This is a genomic window from Pasteurella multocida, assembly GCF_900187275.1.
GTDB classification, from domain to species: Bacteria; Pseudomonadota; Gammaproteobacteria; order Enterobacterales; family Pasteurellaceae; genus Pasteurella; species Pasteurella multocida.
Genome location: NZ_LT906458.1, coordinates 370,383 through 395,122 on the forward strand (window position 1 = coordinate 370,383; position 24,740 = coordinate 395,122).

At 40.3% G+C, this 24,740-nt stretch carries 26 protein-coding genes and 1 tRNA gene; 5 read left to right on the top strand and 22 right to left on the bottom strand.

Annotated features, from left to right (window positions below; translation table 11 throughout):
• Positions 1-33: 33 nt before the first annotated feature.
• The 8 genes from CKV69_RS01715 to rsxA are packed head-to-tail and all read right to left on the bottom strand — an operon-like array spanning position 34 to position 8,007.
• Positions 34-1,401, bottom strand: coding sequence for a sodium-dependent transporter (locus CKV69_RS01715; protein ID WP_025248442.1), 1,368 nt, complete (start codon positions 1,399-1,401; stop codon positions 34-36).
• Positions 1,402-1,425: 24 nt separating this feature from the next.
• Positions 1,426-2,058, bottom strand: coding sequence for an endonuclease III (gene nth / locus CKV69_RS01720; RefSeq protein WP_005721589.1), 633 nt, complete (start codon positions 2,056-2,058; stop codon positions 1,426-1,428).
• Positions 2,055-2,783, bottom strand: coding sequence for an electron transport complex subunit E (locus CKV69_RS01725; RefSeq protein WP_005726063.1), 729 nt, complete (start codon positions 2,781-2,783; stop codon positions 2,055-2,057). The genes nth and CKV69_RS01725 overlap by 4 nt, the downstream gene beginning before the upstream one ends.
• Positions 2,784-2,785: 2 nt before the next feature.
• Positions 2,786-3,394 carry an electron transport complex subunit RsxG gene (gene rsxG / locus CKV69_RS01730; protein ID WP_005721592.1) on the bottom strand — a complete coding sequence of 203 codons (609 nt, stop codon included), beginning with the start codon at positions 3,392-3,394 and terminating at the stop codon, positions 2,786-2,788.
• 9 nt (positions 3,395-3,403) lie between these two features.
• Positions 3,404-4,453 carry an electron transport complex subunit RsxD gene (gene rsxD / locus CKV69_RS01735; protein WP_014325881.1) on the bottom strand — a complete coding sequence of 350 codons (1,050 nt, stop codon included), beginning with the start codon at positions 4,451-4,453 and terminating at the stop codon, positions 3,404-3,406.
• A gap of 14 nt (positions 4,454-4,467) precedes the next feature.
• Positions 4,468-6,831, bottom strand: coding sequence for an electron transport complex subunit RsxC (gene rsxC, locus CKV69_RS01740; protein ID WP_025248444.1), 2,364 nt, complete (start codon positions 6,829-6,831; stop codon positions 4,468-4,470).
• 4 nt (positions 6,832-6,835) lie between these two features.
• Complete coding sequence (gene rsxB / locus CKV69_RS01745; protein WP_014325883.1) at positions 6,836-7,432, bottom strand: electron transport complex subunit RsxB; 597 nt, start codon at positions 7,430-7,432, stop codon at positions 6,836-6,838.
• Positions 7,429-8,007: an electron transport complex subunit RsxA gene (gene rsxA, locus CKV69_RS01750; RefSeq protein WP_005721600.1), complete on the bottom strand. Its 579-nt coding sequence runs from the start codon at positions 8,005-8,007 to the stop codon at positions 7,429-7,431. The genes rsxB and rsxA overlap by 4 nt, the downstream gene beginning before the upstream one ends.
• 689 nt (positions 8,008-8,696) lie before the next feature.
• On the opposite strand from rsxA, the gene CKV69_RS01755 reads away from it, so the two are divergent.
• Both CKV69_RS01755 and CKV69_RS01760 read left to right on the top strand, forming a co-directional pair.
• Positions 8,697-9,743, top strand: a complete 1,047-nt coding sequence (locus tag CKV69_RS01755) for a porin (RefSeq protein WP_025248445.1) — start codon at positions 8,697-8,699, stop codon at positions 9,741-9,743.
• A gap of 152 nt (positions 9,744-9,895) precedes the next feature.
• Positions 9,896-10,948: a porin gene (locus tag CKV69_RS01760; protein WP_014325885.1), complete on the top strand. Its 1,053-nt coding sequence runs from the start codon at positions 9,896-9,898 to the stop codon at positions 10,946-10,948.
• Between the two features lie 103 nt (positions 10,949-11,051).
• Here the strand turns inward: CKV69_RS01760 and prmB are convergent, their stop codons facing one another.
• On the bottom strand, positions 11,052-11,993 hold the full coding sequence (gene prmB, locus CKV69_RS01765; protein ID WP_016504485.1) for a 50S ribosomal protein L3 N(5)-glutamine methyltransferase: 942 nt from the start codon (positions 11,991-11,993) through the stop codon (positions 11,052-11,054).
• A gap of 122 nt (positions 11,994-12,115) precedes the next feature.
• Here prmB and smrB point away from each other — a divergent pair, with 122 nt between their 5' ends.
• Positions 12,116-12,622 (top strand): endonuclease SmrB, encoded by a 507-nt coding sequence (gene smrB / locus CKV69_RS01770; protein WP_005721623.1) that lies wholly within the window; start codon positions 12,116-12,118, stop codon positions 12,620-12,622.
• Here smrB and yccS read toward each other — a convergent pair.
• The 4 genes from yccS to CKV69_RS01790 form a co-directional block, all read right to left on the bottom strand.
• Complete coding sequence (yccS, locus tag CKV69_RS01775; protein WP_014325887.1) at positions 12,602-14,755, bottom strand: YccS family putative transporter; 2,154 nt, start codon at positions 14,753-14,755, stop codon at positions 12,602-12,604. The genes smrB and yccS overlap by 21 nt on opposite strands.
• Before the next feature lie 33 nt (positions 14,756-14,788).
• Positions 14,789-15,241, bottom strand: a complete 453-nt coding sequence (locus CKV69_RS01780) for a YccF domain-containing protein (protein WP_005726091.1) — start codon at positions 15,239-15,241, stop codon at positions 14,789-14,791.
• A 127-nt stretch (positions 15,242-15,368) separates the two neighbouring features.
• Positions 15,369-15,827, bottom strand: a complete 459-nt coding sequence (locus CKV69_RS01785) for a methylglyoxal synthase (RefSeq protein ID WP_005721627.1) — start codon at positions 15,825-15,827, stop codon at positions 15,369-15,371.
• Between the two features lie 58 nt (positions 15,828-15,885).
• The gene (locus CKV69_RS01790) at positions 15,886-16,542 is read right to left on the bottom strand and encodes a curli polymerization inhibitor CsgI-related protein (protein ID WP_014325888.1); all 657 of its coding nucleotides are present in this window, start codon (positions 16,540-16,542) and stop codon (positions 15,886-15,888) included.
• Between the two features lie 175 nt (positions 16,543-16,717).
• Between CKV69_RS01790 and CKV69_RS01795 the strand changes: the two genes are divergently transcribed.
• On the top strand, positions 16,718-16,990 hold the full coding sequence (locus CKV69_RS01795) for an acylphosphatase (protein WP_005721630.1): 273 nt from the start codon (positions 16,718-16,720) through the stop codon (positions 16,988-16,990).
• Position 16,991: 1 nt separating this feature from the next.
• On the opposite strand, the gene CKV69_RS01800 is transcribed toward CKV69_RS01795, so the two are convergent.
• From CKV69_RS01800 to CKV69_RS01825, 6 genes are all read right to left on the bottom strand, one after another.
• Entirely contained in the window at positions 16,992-17,831 is an 840-nt protein-coding gene (locus CKV69_RS01800; RefSeq protein WP_014325890.1) for a metal ABC transporter permease, read from the bottom strand.
• A complete protein-coding gene (locus tag CKV69_RS01805; RefSeq protein ID WP_005721634.1) occupies positions 17,824-18,693 on the bottom strand; it encodes a metal ABC transporter permease in 870 nt (289 codons plus the stop codon). The genes CKV69_RS01800 and CKV69_RS01805 overlap by 8 nt, the downstream gene beginning before the upstream one ends.
• Entirely contained in the window at positions 18,693-19,586 is an 894-nt protein-coding gene (locus tag CKV69_RS01810; RefSeq protein ID WP_005753777.1) for an ATP-binding cassette domain-containing protein, read from the bottom strand. Before CKV69_RS01810 ends, CKV69_RS01805 begins: the two co-directional genes overlap by 1 nt.
• Positions 19,586-20,467: a metal ABC transporter substrate-binding protein gene (locus tag CKV69_RS01815; protein ID WP_014325891.1), complete on the bottom strand. Its 882-nt coding sequence runs from the start codon at positions 20,465-20,467 to the stop codon at positions 19,586-19,588. The genes CKV69_RS01810 and CKV69_RS01815 overlap by 1 nt, the downstream gene beginning before the upstream one ends.
• Positions 20,468-20,579: 112 nt before the next feature.
• Positions 20,580-20,909 (bottom strand): TusE/DsrC/DsvC family sulfur relay protein, encoded by a 330-nt coding sequence (locus tag CKV69_RS01820; RefSeq protein ID WP_014325892.1) that lies wholly within the window; start codon positions 20,907-20,909, stop codon positions 20,580-20,582.
• 98 nt (positions 20,910-21,007) lie between these two features.
• The gene (locus tag CKV69_RS01825) at positions 21,008-21,670 is read right to left on the bottom strand and encodes a Bax inhibitor-1 family protein (protein ID WP_016532769.1); all 663 of its coding nucleotides are present in this window, start codon (positions 21,668-21,670) and stop codon (positions 21,008-21,010) included.
• Between the two features lie 215 nt (positions 21,671-21,885).
• Here CKV69_RS01825 and CKV69_RS01830 point away from each other — a divergent pair.
• Positions 21,886-21,975 (top strand) — tRNA-Ser (locus CKV69_RS01830).
• 157 nt (positions 21,976-22,132) lie between these two features.
• On the opposite strand, the gene fdhE is transcribed toward CKV69_RS01830, so the two are convergent.
• From fdhE to fdxH, 3 genes are all read right to left on the bottom strand, one after another.
• Positions 22,133-23,062: a formate dehydrogenase accessory protein FdhE gene (fdhE, locus tag CKV69_RS01835; protein ID WP_014325894.1), complete on the bottom strand. Its 930-nt coding sequence runs from the start codon at positions 23,060-23,062 to the stop codon at positions 22,133-22,135.
• A 90-nt stretch (positions 23,063-23,152) separates the two neighbouring features.
• Complete coding sequence (locus tag CKV69_RS01840) at positions 23,153-23,839, bottom strand: formate dehydrogenase subunit gamma (protein WP_005721669.1); 687 nt, start codon at positions 23,837-23,839, stop codon at positions 23,153-23,155.
• Positions 23,832-24,740 (bottom strand): formate dehydrogenase subunit beta, encoded by a 909-nt coding sequence (fdxH, locus tag CKV69_RS01845; RefSeq protein ID WP_005753782.1) that lies wholly within the window; start codon positions 24,738-24,740, stop codon positions 23,832-23,834. Before fdxH ends, CKV69_RS01840 begins: the two co-directional genes overlap by 8 nt.

The following is a 24,740-nucleotide window of genomic DNA, read 5'->3' on the forward strand; positions in this document are numbered from 1 at the left end:
AAAAAAGTCCACCTTGTTTGGTGGACTTTTTGTTTAAATCAGATTACTGATAAAGATAACTAAAATAATTAACGGCACCACATATTTCACATAATTAAACCAAATTGTCGTGAAGGTGGAGTCTGGGTGTGGCGAGAGTTCTTTCTTCGCATCATCTTTTAACACAAAGCCTACGAATACCGCGCAACCTAAGGCAGTTAGCATAAACAGAATATTGCCACTGACAAAATCAAAAGTATCGAAAAGGCTTTTACCAAAAATGGTTACGTCTTTTAATAGGTTATCACCTAAAATCGACGGAATATTACCCAGCAAGAAAATTCCACCTAAGGTGAAAACAATTGCTTTACTACGACGCATTTTGAGTTTCTCTTGTAATGCGGTAATGATCACTTCATAAATGGTTAAAGAGGTGGTTAAGGCGGCAATCAATAACAAACTAAAGAAAATGATTGCAAAAATTTTGCCTAACCATAAGTGAGAAAATACGATCGGTAAACTTTGGAAGACTAAAGTGGGACCTGAATTCGGTGCAATCCCAAAAGTAAATAACGATGGGAAAATCATGAAACCCGCTAAAACTGCGATAATGGTATTAGTAAAGCCTGTAATCACAGCAGTTTGAATTAAGTTTTCTTCTTTATTTAAATAACTGGATAAGGTGATTAATACACCAAATCCTAAACTCAGCGCAAAGAACACTTGTCCTAATACAAACACAAAGAGCTGTGGCGTGATTTTGGTAAAATCCGGTTTAAGATAGAAACTAATGCCTTCCATTGCACCAGGCAAAGTAACATTACGGATCACCATGCCAATTAAGAATAGAAACAGTAACGGCATTAAGTATTTGACTGCGCGCTCAATCCCACCAATGATGCCTTTTGCTAAAATAAAATAGTTTAATGCCACAAAAAGTAGGGTATATAAGCTAATTTCTAATGGACTGTTGCTGATATGCAGATCATAGAAGTTTTTCGTGACTTCTTTAGTAATCGGGCTTGAGATATCCAATGAGCCAGTCACTAAATGGATAATATAAGTAATTACCCAACCACCTAGCACCATGTAGTAAGCCATGATACCAAATGCACCGAGTAAGCCCATGTAGCCGACAATTTTCCAATATTTTGAAATATTGCGTTTTTCTAATTTATCTCCGAAAGCATCGATTGCATTGACGCGTAAACGGCGACCGATCACATTTTCCACCAGAATCATTGGAATTCCAATTAAGATCATAGCGATGCAAAATAAAAACACATAAGCACCGCCGCCATTTTCCCCGACTAAATAAGGAAAGCGCCAAGTTGCGCCAAAACCAACGGTTGCCCCTGCAACAGTCATAATATAAGTCAGTCGACTTGACCAAGTTTGTCTTTCTTGTTTTGTTGTTGTCATAAAATTACATCCAATATTTTTTAATTATTCTGTTTTTTCTTTAAACTCACAAAGGTCTTCAATGAGACAAGAGCCACAACGGGGCTTGCGAGCAATACAAGTATAACGTCCATGTAAAATCAACCAATGGTGCACATCGACTTTAAATTCATCAGGTACAACTTTGAGTAATTTTTCTTCCACTTTGACTACATCTTTTCCCGGCGCAAAGCCAGTACGATTAGAAACGCGGAAAATATGGGTATCCACCGCGATAGTTGGGTGACCAAATGCGGTATTTAACACCACATTGGCAGTTTTCCGCCCCACACCAGCTAATGCTTCAAGTGCAGAACGGTTTTCAGGAATCTCACCATTGTGCTTTTCGATCAAATCTCGGCACGTTTTGATGATATTTTCGGCTTTACTGTTATAAAGCCCAATGGTTTTGATGTATTCCTTTAGTCCATCTAACCCCAAATCTAAAATGGCTTGTGGGGTATTGGCGACAGGAAACAATTTTTCTGTGGCTTTATTCACGCCTTTATCGGTGGCTTGTGCAGACAAGATCACCGCAATTAACAACTCGAAAGGCGAACTGTAATTGAGTTCGGTGGTTGGATGCGGATTGTGATCACGTAGGCGTGTTAAAATTTCAATTCGTTTTTGTTTATTCATGCTTTGTTACGCTGATCAATGACATTTTTAATGGCTAAAATGAGCCCTAAACCAATAAAGGCGCCCGGTGGTAAAATCGCCAACAAGAAATGGCTATCGAGATGAAATAATTCAATACGCAATCCTTTTGCCCAATCACCAAGTAAATGCTCAATGCCGTCAAACAAGGTGCCATTACCGAGAATTTCGCGGATTGCCCCTAAAAAGACTAAGCTTAAACACATGCCTAACCCCATGGCAAAGCCATCAAACATCGCATGGGAAAGCGGATTTTTTGAAGCAAAGGCTTCAGCACGCCCAATCACAATACAGTTAGTGACGATCAGTGGAATAAAAATACCTAAGGATTGATAGAGTGAATAAGTATAGGCATTCATCAGTAATTGCACCACCGTGACGGTCGTGGCAATAATCATCACATAAATTGGAATACGGATTTCGTGCGGAATTTGTTTGCGGAATAAAGAGACCACTGTGTTACTACAAATCAGCACGAATAGCGTTGCAATGCCTAACCCCAAGGCATTTGTGACACTGTTGGATACAGCTAATAATGGACATAAGCCCAAGAGTTGCACAAGGGTTGAATTATTTTTCCATACTCCTTGCCAGAAAAGTGTTTTCCAGACCGACGGAGTGGATGTATTCGCTAATGTAGATTGCTGGTCCATGACATCGTCTTTAGCGTCAGAAAGTGCGGTCTGTTTTGCGAAAGTGTCGTTCATGATTAATTCTCTCGATTGAGTTCATCTAACAGGCTTAATGCCGATTGTTTTACTTGATTCACTACAGCGCGTGGCGTGATAGTGGCGCCCGCAAACTGGTCAAATTTGCCACCATCTTTTTTCACTGCCCAATCCGCTAAGTTATCTGAACGTAGTTGTTGTTGGCTAAAAGATAAAATCCAATCGGAAATTCGCGTTTCAATTTTATCCCCCAATCCTGGTGTTTCTTGATGTTCAAGCACCCGTACTCCTAAGATCGTGCCTGTCGGTGTTATGCCTACTAGCAAGCGAATGCGACCAGCGTAGCCGTCAGGTGCCACCGTTTCAAAGGCATAAGCCGTTTTTTGATTATTCTTAGTGGCAATACAAAGGCGATCAATACGCTGAGCACGTAATTTTTCACTGTTTGGACGCTGGCAGTTTTCACTCAGTGGATTATCAAAATAGGCTTGTGGTACCACCTCCAGTAGCAGTGCTTGCCGCTGTTTATTGATTTCATCCTCAATTTTGCTTTTGGTTAATAGATAAATGCCCGTTGAAAGTGCGGTACAAATCAACGCAATCAGGGCAAGTAAAATCGCATAATAAGCAGAAATTTTAACGGTTTTCATGCTTGCTCCTTATTGACGATGACCGCTGACACGTGGTCGGGTATAGTGATCAATGAGTGGTACACAGATATTGCCTAATAGCACCGCAAAGGCAACCCCGTCCGGATAATTGCCGTAGAAACGAATGATATACACCAAAAAGCCAACCAGTGCCCCGAATACGAGTTTACCTCGTGGGGTAATCGAGGCAGTGACCGGATCGGTAGCTATAAAGAACGCACCAAACATCATGGCACCACTGAATAAATGCGGTAAAGTTTTCAGATAAGGGATACTTGCCACGAGTTCCGTGATTGCCGCCAAAAGTGTAAAACTGACTAGCATGGCGACGGGGATTTGCCAGTGAATGATCCGTTTCCAAATTAAAAATAGCCCACCTAATAAAAATGCCAAATTAACTTGCCACCAGCCAATCGCAAATCCCGCCTCAAAAATTGGTGATTGAAGCAATGTGTGATAGTTAACACCCTCTTTTAAGATCACTTTGGCACTATCAAGTGGCGTTGCTTGTGTTATCGCATCTACGGACTGCGTAAATTGATGTAGGCTAAAGCCATCTGTGCTAAATCCTGTAAAAATTAACGAATAAGCATCCAGTAAAGTAGGGGGTTCATTAAGCAATTGGATTGGAGGTAACCAAGTGGTCATTTGTAATGGGAACGATATTAGTAACACCACATAACCAACCATCGCTGGATTGAATAAGTTTTGCCCTAAGCCACCATAAACATGTTTACCTAAGATCACCGCGCAAAATGTCCCAATCAGAATCAACCAATAGGGGGCGTAAGGGGGAATGGCCATAGCAAGAATCAGCGCAGTTAAAATCACACTGAAATCTGACAGATAGAACAGCGTCGGTTTTTGGCGTAATACGGTGACAATTCCCTCCAAACATAAGGCGAAGCTGATGGCTAATGCCACTTGAATTAAGACACCAAAGCCAAAATAGTAGAGTTGCACACCCATTGCCGGTAGCATTGCTAAAATGACCCACAACATAATACGCATTGTGAGTTTACCGGAATGAGTATGAGGGGAACTGACCATTTTAAACATGTAATTTCTCGTCCTTATGCGTCATGATTATTGGCTTTAGCGGCTTTCTTAGCTTTAGCGCGCGCAATGGCGGTAGCAATCGCCACTTTGCGTGGATCTTCTGCTACCGGTTCGGCTTCATTTTCTACACTAAGCGTATCACTTGATGAAATTTTGTCTTTTTCTAGCGCACTTCCTTGTTGTGCCGCTTTCTTAGCTTTGGCACGGGCAATGGCGGCGGCAATCGCCACTTTGCGTGGGTCTTCAGCTACCAATTCGGCTTCATTTCCTACACTAAGCGTATCACTTGATGAAATTTCGTCTTTTTCTAGCGCACTGCCTTGCTGTGTTGCTTTTTTAGCTTTAGCGCGCGCAATGGCGGCGGCAATCGCCGCTTTGCGTGGATCTTCTGCTACCGGTTCTGTGTCATTTCCTACACTAAGCGTATCACTTGATGAAATTTCGTCTTGTTCTAGCGCACTTCCTTGCTGTGCCGCTTTCTTGGCTTTCGCGCGCGCAATGGCGGCGGCAATCGCCGCTTTACGCGGATCATCCGCTACCAGTTCTGTGTCATTTCCTACACTAAGCGTATTACTTGATGAAATTTCGTCTTGTTCTAGCGCACTGCCTTGCTGTGCCGCTTTCTTGGCTTTAGCGCGCGCAATGGCAGCGGCAACAGCCGATTTGCTGTCAGTTGATTTATTTTCTTCGTTTGTTTCAATCTGCGAAGCGTCGGTGTTTTGTGTTTGCTGTTGGCGTGCTAAGCGACGTGCTTTACGTTGCGCCATAATATCGCTGTTATCAGGTAAGATGTCGCCTTTTTCTGTCACAATTGTTTTGATTTCCACCTTCGCACTGCTGTCATTATCAGCTTTTTTCGCTTTTAAACGTTCAAGCGCGGCTTGAACAGGGTCTATTCCTTGCGCCGTTTTCATTTCTTGACGGCGCGCTTCCATGGCTTTTTGTGCTCGTGCTTTACGTTCTTGTTCTTCACGTGCTAAACGTGCTTGGCGTGCTTCAAAACGCTGTTTGGCCTCTTCTGCTTGTTTGGCTTTTTGTTGAATTTCCCAAATTTTGGCTTTTTCTTGGCGGAAGTACTGGATTAACGGAATATGACTTGGGCAGACATAAGCGCATAAGCCACATTCAATGCAGTCTTTCAGGGCATATTCTTCGGATTTCTCATGATCTTCACTACGTGCGAACCAGTACAGTTGTTGTGGCATCAAGCTTACCGGGCAGGCATCAGAGCAAGCAGAACAACGGATACAAGATTGTTCTGGGGCAGGTGGGGCATATTCAAAATGATCTGGGGCTAATAAACAGTTGGTCATTTTGGTGACGGGAGCCTGCAAATCTGGCAAGATAAAGCCCATCATCGGTCCTCCCATAAACACAGGAAAACGATCGTCATAATGATAGTCCACTTGCTGTAAGAGCTGATAGATTGGAGTGCCTAAGCGTACCCAATAATTGCCTTTATGACGTACTTTGTCTCCCGTTAATGTGACAACACGTTCAATCAGTGGCTCATCATCCATAATTGCTCGTTTAACAGCAAAGGCCGTAGCAACATTTTGCATCAATACACCAATACTGGAAGAGCGTTGACCGCTGGGGACTTCCATGCCGGTGAGGATTTGAATTAATTGCTTAGCGGCACCAGAAGGATATTTAGTAGGAATGACACGGATCTCGATGTCATTCGCGCCTTGTAAAACTTGACGTAAAGCTGCAACGGCTTCTGGTTTATTGTCCTCGACCGCGATCACGACTTTTTCAGGGCGTAAAATATAGCGTAAAATGCGAGTACCTTCGATGATTTCATCCGCGTAGTCGCGCATTAAACGATCATCACAGGTAATATAAGGTTCACATTCAGCCCCATTAATAATTAATAATTTGACTTGTTTTTCAGCAGAATGCAGTTTAGCTGCGGTTGGGAAAACAGCACCACCTAACCCAGCGACACCCGCTTGATAGAGTTTTTCAATCAGCTTTTCAGGCGTTTGGGTGAGGAAATCGTCAAGGGGGTGTTGTTCACGCCATTGATCTTTACCATCCGCTTCAAGATGCAAACAAAGTGTCGCCAAGCCGGAAGGGTGCGCACTAGCATAAGGTGCAATGGCTCGAATAAAACCCGACGTAGAGGCATGGACAGGTAACACACGTAAGCCATCGCCTTGTGTTAACGGCTGACCTTTGAATACATAATCGCCGACTTTAACTAAAATATTTCCAGCCTCACCAGCATGTTGCACAACGGGAATATAAAAATGCTCAACTAATTTTGCGTGACGAATCGGTTTTTGGTTTGACTGCGATTTCCGTTCAGGCGGATGGACACCACCTTTAAAATCCCACAATTTACCTGAATTAAAACGTGTTAAAACATCCATTCTTTTATTCCCCTTTGATCAATTTTTTCTGTGTTGTTGTGGTATCAACAATGGGAATAACCAGTTTAGGATCGAATTTCCAATTCCAGTTATGAATTGTACTTTCTACCTTAATCATGGAAATACAATCTGTTGGACAAGGTGGTACACAAAGTTCACAGCCCGTACAAAGATCAGGAATAATGGTATGCATGGCTTTATTTGTGCCAATAATGGCATCGACAGGACAGGCTTGAATGCATTTTGTGCAACCTATACACATGTCTTCATCAATAAAGGCAACCATAGGTGCTGGATCACCCTCAATATCCGTTGTGGGTGGCTCAACTCCCATTAATTCGGCAATATTGACGATTACGGTTTGCCCCCCGGGAATACACTTAGTGATATCATCACCATTAGCAATGGCTTCAGCATAGGGTTTACAACCGGGATAACCACATTGACCACATTGGCTTTGTGGTAATAAAGCATCGATTTTTTCCACAATTGGATCGGCTTCTACTTTCAGTTTAACGGAAGCAAAGCCTAAGATTGCACCAAATATCAACGCTAATACAGCGATAGCGACGAGGATAAAATAGACTGTTGTCATTATCATCTCACCAATCCTGTAAAGCCCATAAAGGCAAGTGACATTAACCCTGCTGTGATTAAAGCAATCGAGGCACCTTTAAAAACATGAGGCACGTCTGCCGCGGCTAAGCGTTCACGTAAGGCAGCAAAGAGAACAAGCACTAAGCCAAAACCTAATGATGCACCAAAACCATAAATCACTGATTGGGTCAGGGTGTGTGCTTGATTAATATTTAACAGTGCGACGCCAAGTACAGCACAATTTGTCGTAATGAGTGGGAGAAAAATCCCCAATAAACGATACAGTGTAGGACTGGTTTTATTGATGACCATTTCAGTAAATTGTACCACCACAGCAATTACTAAAATAAAGACGAGAGTACGTAAAAAAGTCGCGCTTAAGGGAGTAAGAATATAGGTATCAATTAAATAAGCAGAGATTGAAGCAACAGTAAGGACAAACATGGTCGCTAAACTCATGCCAATTGCGGTTTCAATTTTTTTAGAAACGCCCATAAAAGGACAAAGCCCTAGAAATTTCACCAGGACAAAGTTATTAATTAAGGCTGTACTAATAATAAGGAGAATGTATTCTGTCATAAGTATGATGTTCTCGGGCGACGATTAAAGGATGCCCTGAAGTTAAGTGGCATATTATCGCTATTTATTGTTTCAAGAACAATAGAAAATTTGGGGTAGGCGCAGGAACAGAAAGCGTATACAACAAAAAGTGCCACACTACACTGATAAAATACGAAAGCACCGCATGGAATAGAGGTGCTTTTCCATGCTTTTTCATAAGGAGAATTGAACGATTTTATGCACGATTAGACCGTGATTTTGTTTAAAAAAGCGTCCATCTAGTAAGAGAGATTTAAAATAATGTGATCTTGATCACAAAATATAAATAAAATTTGAGTGAAGTGAGAAATAGAGGCATTTGCCCGATGTTTTTATCTTTGATTTATACTATTTTTATTTCTAAATCAATGTGTTATGTTTTAAAAGAAAAGTTCTAAAGAAAATAAAATTTTTAATAAATGTGATCCTTTTAACACTTTTTTAACCCTGAAAAAACCGCTGATTTTTTGTAACATGTTGTTTTTAAAGGATAAGGTAAAAAAAAGACAAACTTATTTTGTTTTGACAAGAAAACGGAGCTTTGCTATCTTGCATTTGCAAAAATGTGCAGACGACTTATCGTCTGTTAGTCGATTTTAGGTTGATTGAGTGATTGGCAACAATCATTTAATCGAATTATAAAACTCCAAAAACAAGGTAGTGATACTATGAAAAAGACAATCGTAGCATTAGCAGTCGCAGCAGTAGCAGCAACTTCAGCAAACGCAGCAACAGTTTACAATCAAGACGGTACAAAAGTTGATGTAAACGGTTCTGTACGTTTACTTCTTAAAAAAGAAAAAGATATGCGTGGTGATTTAATTGATAACGGTTCACGCGTTTCTTTCAAAGCATCTCATGACTTAGGTGAAGGCTTAAGCGTATTAGGTTATGCAGAACTTCGTTTTAGTAAAGATGTGAAAGATAAAGAGGGTAAAGTTAACCAACCAATCGGTAACGAAGTTCATGCTAAACGTCTTTATGCGGGTTTTGCGTATGAAGGTTTAGGTACATTAACTTTTGGTAACCAATTAACAATTGGTGATGATGTTGGTGTGTCTGATTACACTTATTTTAACAGTGGTATCAATGGCGTACTTATTACTAGTGGTCAAAAAGCAATTAACTTCAAATCAGCAGAGTTCAACGGTTTCACATTTGGTGGTGCGTATGTGTTCTCAGGCGATGCAAACAAAGATGCATTACGTGATGGTCGCGGTTTCGTAGTAGCAGGTTTATACAACAGACAAATCGGTGATGTTGGTTTTGCATTCGAAGCAGGCTATAGCCAAAAATATGTAAAACAGAAAGTTGAACAACCTCAGCCTTTACCTCCTGGTCAAGTAGAGCGTTTCAAAGATGAAAAAGAAAAAGCTTTCTTGGTCGGTGCAGAATTATCGTACGCTGGTTTAGCGCTTGGTGTTGACTACGCACAATCTAAAGTGACTAACGTAGATGGTAAAAAACGTGCACTTGAAGTGGGTTTAAACTATGACCTTAATGATAAAGCGAAAGTTTATACAGACTTCATCTGGGAAAAAGAAGGTCCTAAAGGTGATGTTGAAAGAACTCGCACTGTAGCTGTAGGTTTTGGTTACAAACTTCACAAACAAGTTGAAACCTTTGTTGAAGGTGCTTGGGGAAGAACAAAAGATGCAGATGGTAAAACAACAAAAGATAATGTAGTTGGTACAGGTTTACGCGTACACTTCTAATTTTTGTTAGAATCTAAAAAAGCCAGTGTTTAGCACTGGCTTTTTATTGGGTTTTATTTGTTTTACTTACAATAAATTAGGATTTTGAAAGTCGTTATGCGGTCATCTTTCTCAAAATAATACATATCAATATGTTGCAAGGAATGGATCTTATGAAAAAAACACTTATTGCATTAGCGATCAGCTCATTTGCAGTGACTTCTGTCAGTGCAGCAACCATTTTCGATAAAGAAGGAACCAAAGTGGATGTAAGCGGTTCTGTTCGTTTACTTTTACAACGTGAAACCAATCATCGTACCGACTTAAAAGATAAAGGATCACGTGTGACCTTTGATGTCACTCATCAGTTAGGTGAGGGATTAAGTGCATTAGGACAAGTTGAAGTGCGTTTTAGCGATAAAGGGATTGGTGATCAGACTAAAATTTCTCGTTTATTTGCTGGGTTTAATCACGAAGCAGTAGGTAAATTAACGTTCGGTAAACAGTTAACAATTGGTGATGATATCGGTTTATCGGATTACACGTACAACTTAGGTGGTGTCAATAAATTAGTCACCAGTGGTGAAAAAGTCATCCATTTCAAATCAGCAGATTTTGCAGGTTTCCGTTTTGGTGCAGACTATGTATTTGATGAAGATCCATCTAAAACAGAAGCAGCAAATAAAAAGAATATTAATAACAACGCTTATGTGTTAGGCGTATTTTATAACCGAACTGTGGGTGATTTGGGTTTTGCTTTAGAAGCCGGATACAGCAGCAAAAAAATCGGTGATGCCATGCTATCTGTTAATCAGAAAGCTTGGACAGTAGGCGGTGAGTTAAGTTACCAAGATTTTGCAGTGGCAGTAGATTACTCCCAAGTTAAAAGCGGTGACGTTAGTACGATTCTATGGCGTGGACAAAAACATCCGGGTCAACCTAATCAAGATGATAGTTTCCACAAAGTTCGCGAAGTCGAATTAGGTTTGAAATATCAATTTATTCCAGAGTCAAAAATCTATACGGACTTTATCTGGGGTAAAGCCGTGACAGCTTATGATCGCACAGTGAGATTACGTGCGTATATCGCGGGTGTGGACTATAAATTCCATAAAAATGTGGTCACTTATTTAGAAGGTGGCGTATTTAGATACAAACATGACAATGATTTAGATCCAACTTTGAGAGATAAAAAATTGGGTGTAGGTTTACGCGTGTTCTTCTAATATGAAGTAATACCTAATAGAAAACCAGTGAATTTTCACTGGTTTTTTGTTGTGATAGGCGATGAAAATGTTGTTAAATCTCACCGCACTTTTGATTCGTTTTTTATTGAAATAGGTGGCGGTATTGCATCAGTTCTGCCTGAGTTAGCGCAAAGACACCGACACCCCCGTTTTTGAGTTCAACCCAATTAAAAGGCACATCAGGATATTGCTCAATTAAATGTACCATGCTATTACCCACTTCACAGACTAACACACCTTGCTCTGTTAAATAATCTGGCGCGGCATAGAGAATTTTTTTGGTAATTTCTAGACCATCGACGCCAGATCCTAATGCCATTTCTGGTTCATGATGAAATTCAGCTGGCATATCAGATAAGTCTTCCAGATCAACATAAGGTGGGTTTGCCACAATCAAATCATACTGATCTTTGGCTAAGTCATGAAATAAATCTGATTGGATAGGGTAAACACGATCGAGCATATTGTGGCGCTCAATGTTAATTTGCGCGACATCAAGCGCATCAGAGGACAGATCGACGGCATCTACTTCTGCTTCAGGGAAACGTTCTGCACAAGCGATAGCAATACAACCACTGCCTGTACACATGTCTAAAATACGTTTAGGTTCCTGCGGTAATAGTGGTGAAAAACCTTCTTGAATGAGGGCGCTGATTGGTGAACGCGGCACAATGACGCGCTCATCTACGTAGAAATTTAAGCCACAGAACCATGCTTGATGGGTCAGATAAGCAACGGGGATACGTTTTTCTAAACGTTGAATAATCAGGCGTAATAATACCTCTTTTTCTGAGCGAGTCAGATGCGCTGCATAACATTCATTAGGAAAATCAATAGGCAAGGCTAAGGTTGTTAAAACAAGCTGTAAGGCTTCATCCCAGGCATTATTATAGCCATGACCATAATAAATATCGGAGCGGTTAAAGGTGCTGTAAGTCCAGCGGAGAAAATCTTGAATAGAATGCAATTCTTGATGAACTTGATCAGCAATGATTGTTTCAATCAGCTCTTGATTATGTGTCATAACGTACCTTTTATCATAAGAGAAAACTGGCGTAGTTATATCATATTCCGCCAAATTTTGGAAATCATGTATCATAAAGATATGTTATTATGAATCTATTTGAATATGGAGAGCAAAAGAATATGTTAGAGCCGGATGATATTGCGTTATTCCGCGGTGCAGTCAAAGGGGTGAAAGCGCTTAAGCAGGATAAGTTTATTGCCCCTCGTCAGAAAATGTCTAAAAAGAAATCAACATTAAGAGATATTCGCGAAAAAGAGGATACCCTCTTTTACTTCTCGGATGAATATGAGCCATTGTTAAATGAAGAAAGTGCGGTGAGATATTTACGTGAAGGCGAAGATTCTCATATTTTAAAGCAATTACGGCGCGGTGATTTTTCGCCAGAACTTTTTTTGGATCTTCATGGGCTGACTAAAGAACAAGCGAAAATAGAACTCGCCAGTTTATTACAAGCCTGCGAAAATGAACATGTGTATTGCGCGAGTGTGATGACCGGTTATGGTTCGTATATTTTAAAGCGCCAAATTCCACGTTGGTTAGTACAACATCCTAAAGTACGCGCCTTACATCAAGCCCCAAAAGCATGGGGCGGTGATGCAGCTATTTTAATTTTGTTTGAGGTTTAAGTTGATTTGTTGAAACGTATGGTAAAGTGAAGGCAAGATCTGACTAATCATATTCAATTGCTGAATCGGCACGCTAAACTGCGGTTGAAATAGATGACCGGCTTGCTCAGTGTTCGCGTGCTTTAAATCATTCTCAATCCTTTCTTGCATTTTTTGGAACACCTCGGGTCTGAGTTTTTCAATATGCTCCAATACATAAATAATTTTCTTGGCAATTGGATAAAAACCTGCCAGAAATTCGGTATTTTGTTGTAATGCCTTCATATTACTACGATAAGCGCCTAATGCGGAAATATAGCTCAATAAAGAATAATTAATCTTCAGTAACTCAAAACCTTTTTGCAAATGTGCTTGGTATTTGTTTGGTTCATTATTCATATTTGAAATGGTGGTACTCAGGGCGGTGGCATTTTCATGGGCGTGGCGACGTACAATACGGTATTTCAGGTTATCTCCTTTACCAAATTGCAGTTGGCTAATCACATAAAGTAAGTATTTGGCATTGCTTTTTACCGCTTGACGGCTGACTTTATCGAGTTGTAAGTAACGCCAATCTGGCCATAAATAAGACACAGCAAACCAAGCAATAAAAGCGCCAATGAACGTATCTATTACCCTTGAATACATCGCTTCATGAATATCAAAACCCATTACATCAAAGCTGATGAGTACTTGTAATGTGATAAAGAAAGTCGAGAAACTGTAGTTATTCGTTCTAAAAAAGAAAAATAAGGTGCTGGTTGCCACAATCAAACCAAGTTGCAATTCCAGTGTTGGATTAATATAAGGTAGTAAGGAACCGATAATGACGCCTAGAATTGTCCCAATAATACGTTGACGAAGGCGCAGTTTAGTGGCGGAATAATTGGGCTGACAGACAAAAACGGAGGTTAATAAAATCCAATAACCTCGCTCTAATTGAAAAAATTCAACAATAGAACAAGCGGTAAAAACGACGATAGATAAGCGCACAGCATGTCGAAACAGTTGAGAATTAAAATGGCAGTGACTTTTCATTGCATACAGGATATTACGTAAACCACGAACTTGTTCTGTATGAATTTTAGCGGTAGATGCACGTTCAGCTTGGTGTGTTTCTTGATCGAGATGACTAAGTTGCCATTCAACAGCTTGCAGGTTTTCAATCAAGGTCTTAAGATTTAGCACCACGTGTTCATTTTCTAGATGGCTTTTTGCATACAATTCAAAAGATTGATTTAGCCCTACAATCGCTTTTTCGACTTTATTATTGTAATGGTACTCTTTATTTTGCTGTAAACTTAAACCGATTTCGCGACAGGCTTGGGCTTGTAATTCGAATAAGCGTTGAATACGAAAAATGAGATCCGTGTTTTTGAGCTGTTCCGCCATAGTATGATAATTAAATAGACTAGAGTTCGCGCGCTCATGAATGTCTTGTGCCGCAAAATAATAACGGATCATTTTTTGTGTGCGGCTATGGCGGTTTTGACCTCGAATACGATAGAACAGGGCAATTCTGGTGGCATTAAATGCCTCAATAAGCGCACTGTCTTTCATGGCTAAATTCACTTCTTTATTCGCCAGTTGTTCAATTTCATCGGGATCAAAAAATTGTGATTTCGCGTCAAGATAGTGTCCCAAGGCTAAGAAGGATTTCGCGATACTTTCTTGTACTGGACGGTTAGGAAAAAACAAATGCACAACTAAAGTGATCATGCTGTAAAGCAATGTCCCACATAAAATCATAATGGGGTTGATAAACCAAATAGTTTCTGGCAAGTAAGAAAGCGTTGTGTAAAGGGCGATAACTAAAGTGCCAAAGGCAATGGTGCTATAGCGTTGTCCTATTGCACCGACCATGGTAAACATAAACGTCATGGCCGTCATCAACAGCGTAAATTGAAAGCCATGACCAATGCTAATTTGCACCACTAGTGAGGAAATAGAGAAGGCAAGTAAGGTATAAAAGATATTTTTTAATCGCCCAGTTAAACGATTATCTAAGTCTACTAATCCGCCAGCAATAATGCCTAAAATAAGCGGCATGCTTTGTTCGGAGATATCCAGAAGCCAAATAGCGAAAGCCGCAATATTTATCGCAATAAAAATGGGGATTGTTGCGATAATTTTTGCATTAAACCAATTATTCATGCGTGTTCTTCTCTCATTCCTTGAGTCCTTTATTTAGTGATGACGGCGCTGATAATATTGTTGTGCTGCTTGTTGTCTTGCGATTTCAGCCACTTCTTTGGGGACAACGCGTTGACCAACAGGCAACAGTGCAATGCCCGCTAATTTAAAATTAGCAAGTCCGACTGGAATGCCTATGATGGTTAAACATTGTGCAATGCCGGAAAAAATATGGCATAAGCAGAGCCACCAACCAAACAAGATAAACCAGAGTACATTCAGTACCGTGCCTAAGGAATTGCTAATAACATGCGTTGGTTCAAGGTATTTCACATGAATAATGTCATTACCAAATGGCATGAGGGACATTTTGCTAATTTCCCAACAACTACGTGTATAAGGTAAGGTGACAATTAAGAGCGCGCTAACCAGCGTTGCGAGCAACCAACCTAAAGTGGTGGCAAAACCACCTAGCACAAAATTCAGGATATTTAAGATTAATGCCATCGTTTATTTATTCTCCATACATGATCAAAACGTGAAGATAAAAAATAGCTCAATATTAAGAGATCAATATTGAGCACCATTATAATGTGATTTCTGCATTTTTGACAAAAATAACCGACAACTGATGTTATTTTAAACGTTCTTTCAAATAGCCGTCATAATCAGGAATTCGTACTTGGGTTTCTTGAGCAAAGCTAGGTGATGTAATGAGAAAATCTGCTGTTGCCATATTCATTGCGACGGGAATATTCCACACCGTTGCGATTCGCATTAATGCTTTGACGTCAGGATCATGGGGGACTGCATTCATCGGATCCCAAAAGAAAATCAATACATCAATTTGTTTTTCTGCAATTAAGCCGCCCAATTGTTGATCGCCGCCCATTGGACCACTGAGTAAACTTTTAATCGGCAAATTTGCTTCTTTTTGAATGAGGTTGCCAGTTGTTCCTGTCGCATAAAGGGTATGTTGTGCTAATAAAGTGCGGTGAGTTTTACACCAATTTATCAAATCTTGTTTACAGTGGTCATGTGCAACCAGTGCAATATGTTTATTAACAGACAAGGTACGTGCGGTACTCTGCATGATATCTCCTTAAACATGCTAAAGAAAAAGTGAGCAAAATGCTCACTTTATGTTGTGTTTATTTTTGACCTTTGGCCCAACTTAAGAAACGTTGCTGTGTTTCTTTATCTGCTTGCTGATACCAGTATTGCAACATTTGTTCGGCTACATTTTCACCTTGAACAGTAATTTTTCCTTTTTGTGCTTTACCAAATCCAGGCATTGCAACAGGCATTGTAGTACTGGCTAAACGCGCCACTGCCGCTGGCGCACCAGAGGCATTATATTCAGATAGATTTTCAATTAGATTAATGCCCGGTAAGAAACCTTCTTGTTTCAGATATTCTTGTTTTGTCGCAATTTCTACGCCTGAGACGGTTTTAACAGTGATCTTAGGCGATTTTTTAAAAGCGTTTGCATCTCTTTCAGTTTCTAAGCGAGGAGCGGAAATAATGATGTCATCTGTTGTACCTTGGAAAGTGACGACAATAGGGTCTGATTCATAAAGTGAGCGGTCAGAGCCTGTACGGATAATTTCAGCCACACGAACAACCACTTGGTGAGGAAGAGTATCACTTACATTAAAAGAGCGTTTTTCTTTTAAAAGTGATTTACTTGGCTTTTGTCCATCAATGGCAAGAAAATCAATGTTTGATGAACTTGTCACAACACCTGCAACGCTTACAGTGCTTGTTAATAGAGCGACGCTAGCTAATGCAGCGAAACGAAATTTCATATTTGCTCCTGTCTTGGTAAAGGAAATAAGTTTGGAACGAAAACACTTTATTCATGAAAGTGCTAGGTTGTATGCTATGCTAAATTCAGTTAAATGGAAATAGAAAAGTTTATTTTAATTGAAAAAAATGTGATGAGCTTAAAACTTTTCAGTGGAAGGGATGGGAGGTAAGAATATGTTGAAAAAACAGTTTATTGTTTATGGTTTAGTACAAGGCGTGGGATTTCGTTATTTTACCTGGAAAACCGCCATGCAAATAGGGGTTAAAGGCTATGTGCGTAATCGTGATGATGGTAGTGTTGAGGTCGTCGCTGTTGGTTCTACGACACAATTAACGCAATTACATACATGGTTAACACAAGGACCGAGAACGGCATCGGTTGAACAAGTGATTGAACAAGAGTATGCCGATTCTCGAGAATTTACTGATTTTTCTGTGCGATATTAGCTTAAATTGGCTTTTGTATGTGCCATTTTACTTTTTGATATCCTAATGCGAGCGTAAAGAACATGGCTTGTAATAAAATAATGCAAGGTCCTGTTGCTGCGTCAATATGATAACTAATAATTGTCCCAAAAATACTGGTGATGACAGACATACAAATTGCAATGAGGAGCATGATGTCGAAACGCTTACTTAATAAAAAAGCAGTGATACCCGGTGAAATTAACATAGCAACCACTAAAATCACCCCGACCACTTGCATCGCCATGATAATGGTTAAGGCAAGTAAGACCAGTAAGCCATAGTGTAATAGCCGAGGTGAAAGCCCTGCGACGCGGGTATGACTTTGATCAAAGCAATAAAGCAAGAAGTCACGACGTTTAAGCATCATGATGACAAAAATGATTGTTGCAATAATAAAAGTTTGCACTAACTCAGCACGACTAACACCCAACAGATTACCAAATAAAATGTGGGTAAGGTGCTGTTCTGTTTCGACTTTCGTAAACAAAACGATACCAAAGGCAAACATCCCAGAAAAAACAATCCCCATTACGGTATCTTCTTTAATACGGCTATTTTCTTTCAGATAACCGACGCTTAATGCACAAAATAAGCCTGCACCAAATGCGCCAAAAGTGAGTGGTAAACCAAGCATAAATGCAATGACAATTCCCGGCAAGACAGCATGTGAAATTGCATCGCCCATTAATGACCAACCTTTTAAGACTAAATAGCAGGAAAGCACCGCACATATAATCGCAACGATCAGTGCGGTGAAGAGGGCATTTTGCATAAAAGGATACAAGAAAGGTTCAACAAACCAATTGATGATATCAGCCATGGTTTGCCTCCTGATTTTTCCCATTTTGTACCGCACTTTGCCGGCGTAAGACACCATATTTCGGTGAAAAACAAAAGGCGAGCAAGAAAATTGCAGTTTGCAGACACACGATTAAACCGCCTGTTGCTCCATCTAGATAATAACTTAGATAAACCCCAACGATGCTAGTTGTTGTTCCTAATATTACTGCAATCGTCGCTAATTTTCCAAATCGGTCAGTTAGCAAATAAGCGGTTGCTCCGGGGGTAATCACCATAGCAATCACTAAAATGGCGCCGACAGTTTGTAACGCAGCCACGACGCAAGCACTGAGTAAAGTGAAAAACAGTACTTTATAGCGCAAGGGGGAAAGCCCAACAGAAGTCGCATGGGTTTCATCAAAAAACACTAAGAGGAGATCTTTCCAAAATAACAGCAGTAAACTTAATGTAATGACAATAATGATGGCGACTTGCGTTACGTCTTCATCTGCAATGCCTAAAATGTTGCCCAAGATGATATCTTGCACATTAACTGATGTTGGGTTAAGCGAGATAATCAATAACCCTAAGGCAAAGAATGTGGTAAAGATAAAACCAATTACCGCATCTTCACGTAATTTAGTAATTGATTTGATCCACAAAATCGAAAGTGCGGCTAAAATACCAGAAAAAAAGGCACCAAGTGCGTAAGGTAAGGAAAGGGCATAGGCAATGGCAACACCGGGGACGACAGAGTGAGAGAGGGCATCACCAATTAAAGACCAGCCTTTTAGCATTAAATAAGAAGACATAAAAGCACAAATTCCGCCTACTGCTGCGGAAAGAAGAATTGCCTTTACCATATAATTATATTGGAAAGGTTCAAGCAATAAATCCCACATTATTGTTCGCCTTTTCGTTGAGGGTGTTTAGTAATAGGTGCGGGCGGATCATTTTTCGTTTCACCATAGAAGACAGCAGGAAGTTCATCATCACTTAATACGGTAACGGAGCGGCTATCCTCATCATCGTGGATATCTTTTCCAAGTAATTTAATATGACGTAACACCCCACCGAAGACTAATTCGAGATTTCGTTGTGTAAAGGTTGTTTCCGTTTTACCTGCCGCTAATACAGTGCGGTTAATCATCACCACTTGATCACAGAAATCAGGTACAGTACCTAAGTTATGGGTAGAAATTAAAATTAAATGCCCTTCACTTCGTAGTTGATCCAACAATGCCATAATCGCATTTTCCGTTTTTACATCAACGCCAGTGAAGGGTTCATCTAACAGAATAATTTTACTTTGTTGGGCAAGGGCACGTGCTAAGAACACCCGTTTTTTTTGACCACCAGATAACTCACCAATTTGGCGATCAGCAAGATGTTCAATATTGACGCGTTGCATAGCTTCTTTTACTTTTTGTTTGTCAATCGCTTTTGGCATACGTAAAAAGTTCATATAACCATAGCGTCCCATCATCACAACATCATAGACGGAAACGGGAAACTGCCAGTCAACATCTTCTGATTGAGGCACATAAGCAACGAGATTTTGTTTCAACGCCGCTGAAATTGGCAAGCCACAAAGTTTAATTTCGCCTTTTTGTGGCTTAACCAATCCCATCAGGCTTTTGAAAATGGTGGATTTTCCACTGCCATTCACACCTACCAAAGCACAAGTTGTACCGCCTTCTAAGTTAAAGGTCGTATCATAAATTGCAAGGTGTCCATTGTTATAACGAACAGTGACATCATTGACTGAAATGGATGCAATGGTAGGAGAGGGCATTATTTTTCAAATCCTTTAACAATAGTGGAAACAGTGGTATTTAATAAATCAATATAGGTTGGTACTGGTCCTTTAGCAGTAGATAAGGAATCTACATAAAGTACACCACCGTATTTTGCTCCCGTTTCTTTGGCAACTTGTTTTGCAGGTTTATCTGAAATGGTACTTTCACTGAACACCACAGGAATATTGTTTTTGCGTACTGTTTCAATTACATGACGCACTTGTTGTGGTGTGCCTTGTTCTTCCGCATTAATTGGCCATAAATACGCTTCTTGTAAGCCATAATCTTTTGCTAAGTAGCTGAAGGCGCCTTCACTGGTCACTAACCAACGTTGACCTTCAGGAATTTTGGCGAGTTTTTCACGTAATGGTTGGTCTAATTGTTTGATTTTATTTGCATAATTTTCTGCATTCTTGACATAGATGTCGGCATTTTTCGGATCATATTTCACCAATGCATTTTTAATATTTTCAATATAAATTAAGGCATTTGATGTTGACATCCAAGCATGTGGATTTGGTGCATCTTTGTAAGGACCTTCATAAATTGAAATTGGCGTGATTCCTTGTGTCACAACGACAGCCGGTTTATCTTTCACGTTTTCGAAGAATTTTTCAAACCAACGCTCAAGATTTAAGCCATTCCATAAGACGAGATCGGCATGTTGTGCTTTGACGATATCTTTTGGTGTCGGTTCATAATCATGAATTTCCGCACCCGGTTTGGTAATTGACTCAACAATGGCTGCATCACCAGCAACATTTTGAGCAATATCTTGAATCACAGTAAACGTAGTGACAACTTTGAATTTTGCAAACGCAGGCGATGTAAAAATACCTAACATAATTGCACTTAAAATAACAGTTAAGCGACGCATATCATTTTCTCCTTAATGTTGTTGGTTAATAAAGTCGCCTCGCTATTCTATGCTTAAAAAATAACTTTGTAAATAAAAATGATTCTCAAATTTAAAAATTTAACTTTTTGATTTATAAACATTTTGCTGGTTTAGGTAAGCCAGCTAGTTTTGTCGCTTGTTTTGCCGGTCCCTCAGGAAATAAACGTTGTAAATAACGACTGTTGCCTTTGTCTTCCCCCAGCTTCTGAGCCATGGCTTTGACTAGCATACGAATGGCTGGTGAGGTTTTATATTCTTGATAAAATGCACGGACAAAATAAATCACTTCCCAATGGGCATCCGTTAAGTCGATATTTTCTTGTTGGGCGATAGCACGCGCGATATCTTCGTCCCATTGTGTTAAGTCGAGTAAATAACCATACGCATCGGTTTCAATTTGTTGTTGATTGACTTCTATCATCTTTTTCTCAATTGACCTTATTTTTACGGCGTCATTATAGCAAAACGCCCCAAAAATGGGGCGCTTAATTTATCTATTAAATGGATTCGTATTTTAGATTAATCTTCATTGGATAAAATCGAGAAGATATTGAGTAAGCTAATAAATAAGTTATACAGTGATACGAAAATACTGACTGTTGCACGAATATAGTTGGTTTCACCGCCATGAATAATATTGCTGGTTTCGTAGAGAATACCCAAAGTAGAGAACACGACGAATAAACCACTGATGACAATGTAAAGCATTGGTGATTGGAAGAAGAAACTGGCAACTATACCGAGTAAGAGGACAATAAATAAAGCGAAAATGGTACCAGAAAGGAAAGACATGTCTTTCTTTGTCGTTAACACATAAGCTGAACAAGCAAAGAACACTGCCGCTGTGCCGGCAAGGGCTAAGACGACAATATCACCTGCACCGTGACTGACATAGACATTTAAAATTGGTCCTAATGTATAGCCTAAAAAGCCGGTAAATGCGAACGTAGAAAGAATCCCTAAACCACTGTTGGATAATTTATAAGTTAAAAATAATAAACCGTAGAAGCCTGCTAGCATCAAAATGAGACCTGGGCGTGGTAAGTTTAGGCTCATTGAGATGTAAGCGACCACTGCTGAAAAAGCGAGGGTTAAACCTAATAAGAAATAAGTATTGCGTAACACTTTGTGGGTGTTAAGTAGAGATGTTTCTCTGCTATCTAGAACAATGCGAGATTCCATGGTATGAAGGCTCCTTTAGCAATGGAATAAAGATAAAACGATGGCGATAAAGTACTGGTTCATCATTGAAAAGTCAATGTTAAAACGTAACAAATTTGTAAAAATTGAATAAATAAAATGCAATATGACTGAAATCTCAGCATTTGTGAACTGGGTCGGTATTTTTTCATTTACTCAATTCATTAACTATATTATAGTGCACCGGTCTACATCACGGAGGAATGGTCGAGTGGTTGAAGGCACCGGTCTTGAAAACCGGCGAGGGTTTACGCCCTCCGTGAGTTCGAATCTCACTTCCTCCGCCATTAACATTGATGAACAAATTATTGCGCCATTGATTGTCAAATCAGTGGCTTTTTTGTATGTGCTGATACAGAAAGAGCTGATATAGAAACGATTGCGTTTAAACAGGAAGATACAAACAAAAGCAAGGATAACCTTGCTTTTGTTTATAGATGAAGATTAGGCTTCTGGGTTTGGGAAGAGGAAAGGATTTAAGCCACTGCGTTGTAAGCCTTTTTCTTCCATTTCCACATCTAGGAAAATACTAGCAAGATCATCGGCTACGGCTTCTACTTTAGGATCACGTTCTTGGTATAGTGCTTTTAAGTAGCTATGACAATCACCGCAACTTTCTGCTTTCACTGCCGCCATTTCAGAATCAAGAGACCAATAATCTAATTTACCCGTTTGGTCACAATTCGTACATTTTGAGCGAACCATATTCCACTCGGTTTCACACAAGGCACAATGTAAGTAACGTAAGCCTTGTTCAGCGCCAAAATGAATCACGCTAGTGACAGGTGCAGAGGCACAAATTGGGCAAACATGAAGGTTCTCTCCGCTTTCTTTATGACTTGAATGCGGAATTTGTTGTACTAATTGAAGCCAGTAAAGGGAAAGTGCCGCCCAAATGAAAACAGCTTGATCACTGCTAATTTGCTCAAATTCTTGAGCTAAGAGTTTATCCGCGATGCTATCTCGTTCCGCTTTTGAGTATTTCTCTAAGGTTTCAATCGTATTGAGAATCGTCTCATTGGCTTTGGGTTTCATTTCCGCCAAAATTGCCATTAATAAGGTTTGCCAAACAGGATCGCGCTGCCAGCGTTGAGCGTTAAGTGGTTGTTTAGCAAGATCTTCGGCAGAGAGTTTTTCTGCGCTTAAACGCGGGTCTTGCGCAATTGGTTGTTGTTGCAAGACAGCTAATTGCGCTTCGGAAACTTGGCTTGCAAAGTGAAGATAGTCTTCCAATGGATGTGCATTTGAAAGCGAAGTGAAACGTGCAATACGACGTTGATAGAGATTTTTCGGGTTTGCAAACAGGAGTGCCGGTGCATGAAATGAACTGGCGGCCGCTTTAATTTCAGAGTCGGGAAGAATTCGGATACTCATCATGTTTCCTTATTTTTGAATAAATAAAGTGCGGTCGCTTTTAGAAAAATTTCTGAAAATTTGACCGCACTTTTATTCACAGAGTCGTGTTTATGGTTGGCTTTGGTTTTGTTGTTTTGCCAATTCTTCTTTTTCTAGTTCAGGTAGGACTTCTTCACGATACCAACGAGGGTGGTGTTTTTTCGCCCAGCGAACCGTCACCCAGCCTTCGACCATACCACGAATAGACCCTTTGACCCAGAATGCCATATAGATGTGTACCATAATACCAGTGAATAACAAGAAGGCGCTGGTAGAATGTAACAAGATCGCAATACGGATAACCGGGATTGAGAAATTATGGGAGAAATATTGACGCCACATAATAATGCCGGTTACAAGTAAGGTGATCATGGCAAGAATCAAGGTCCAGAACAACATTTTCTGACCAAGGTTATATTTGCCATTATCAGAAACCGCATGCTCGTTGCCTTTTAATACTTCACCAATATTTTTTAGCCAAACCCAGTCGTTTTTCTCAGGGAAGTTGTGACGCCAGTAAATACGGCAAAGATTCAGGAACGCGACAAACATGACAATCCCCGTAAATGGGTGTACAAAACGTGCCAGTTGCGGTGTACCTAGAATTTCCGTTAACCAGGAAAAATCCGGGAAGAAGAATGCCAGCCCCGATAAACCGGTAATAAAGAAACAGATAACCAGTAACCAATGGCTAAGGCGAGCTGGCAATTTATGGCGTACGATTTTACGATCGTTACTGATCTGAATCTTACTCATGATTGCCTCCTGTATGCTCTTCGTGCTCCTCGTGTTCATCGAATTCTTCGGTATTTGGACCAATGGTGATGTAGTGAGCAATTTCACTGAGGATAATACCGCCCATTGCAACCGCTGCCACTGGTTTTAACACATCTTTCCAAACTTTGATGCTGAGATCAATTGATGGATCTTTCGGCAGACCAGAATAAAGTTCCGGTTTATCTGCATGATGTAACACATACATGACGTGCGTGCCACCCACACCTTCCGGATCGTAAAGTCCAGCGTTTTCATAGCCACGAGATTTTAAGTCAGCAATGCGTTGCTCTGCATAAATTTTCATCTCTTCTTTGCTACCAAAACGAATCGCACCGGTTGGGCAGGTTTTCACACAAGCGGGTTCTTGACCCACGGTGACACGGTCCACACAAAGTGTACATTTATAGACACGATTATCATCTGGGTTCATGCGTGGTACGTTAAATGGACAACCCGCAATGCAATAGCCACAGCCGATACATTTATCCGATTGGAAATCCACAATACCATTCGCATACTGGATAATGGCACCTGGTGCTGGACAGGATTTTAAACAACCCGGTTCGGCACAATGCATACAACCATCTTTACGGATTAGCCATTCTAAGCGGTCGTTTTCTTCCACTTCGTTGAATTTCATCACCGTCCAAGCTTTGGCATTTAAATCGGTCGGGTTATCGTAAACACCGACACAGGCTTCAGGCTCGGCACGGATATCATTCCACTCTGAACATCCCACCTGACAGGCTTTACAGCCGATACAGGTGGTGACATCGATCAGTTTTGCCACTTCAACTTGATGCTCACGCGCTTGTGGTGGTGGCGTTAAGCTTGATGTTGCAGAGGCTTTAATAATGTTTTGAGATTGTACTACACCCAT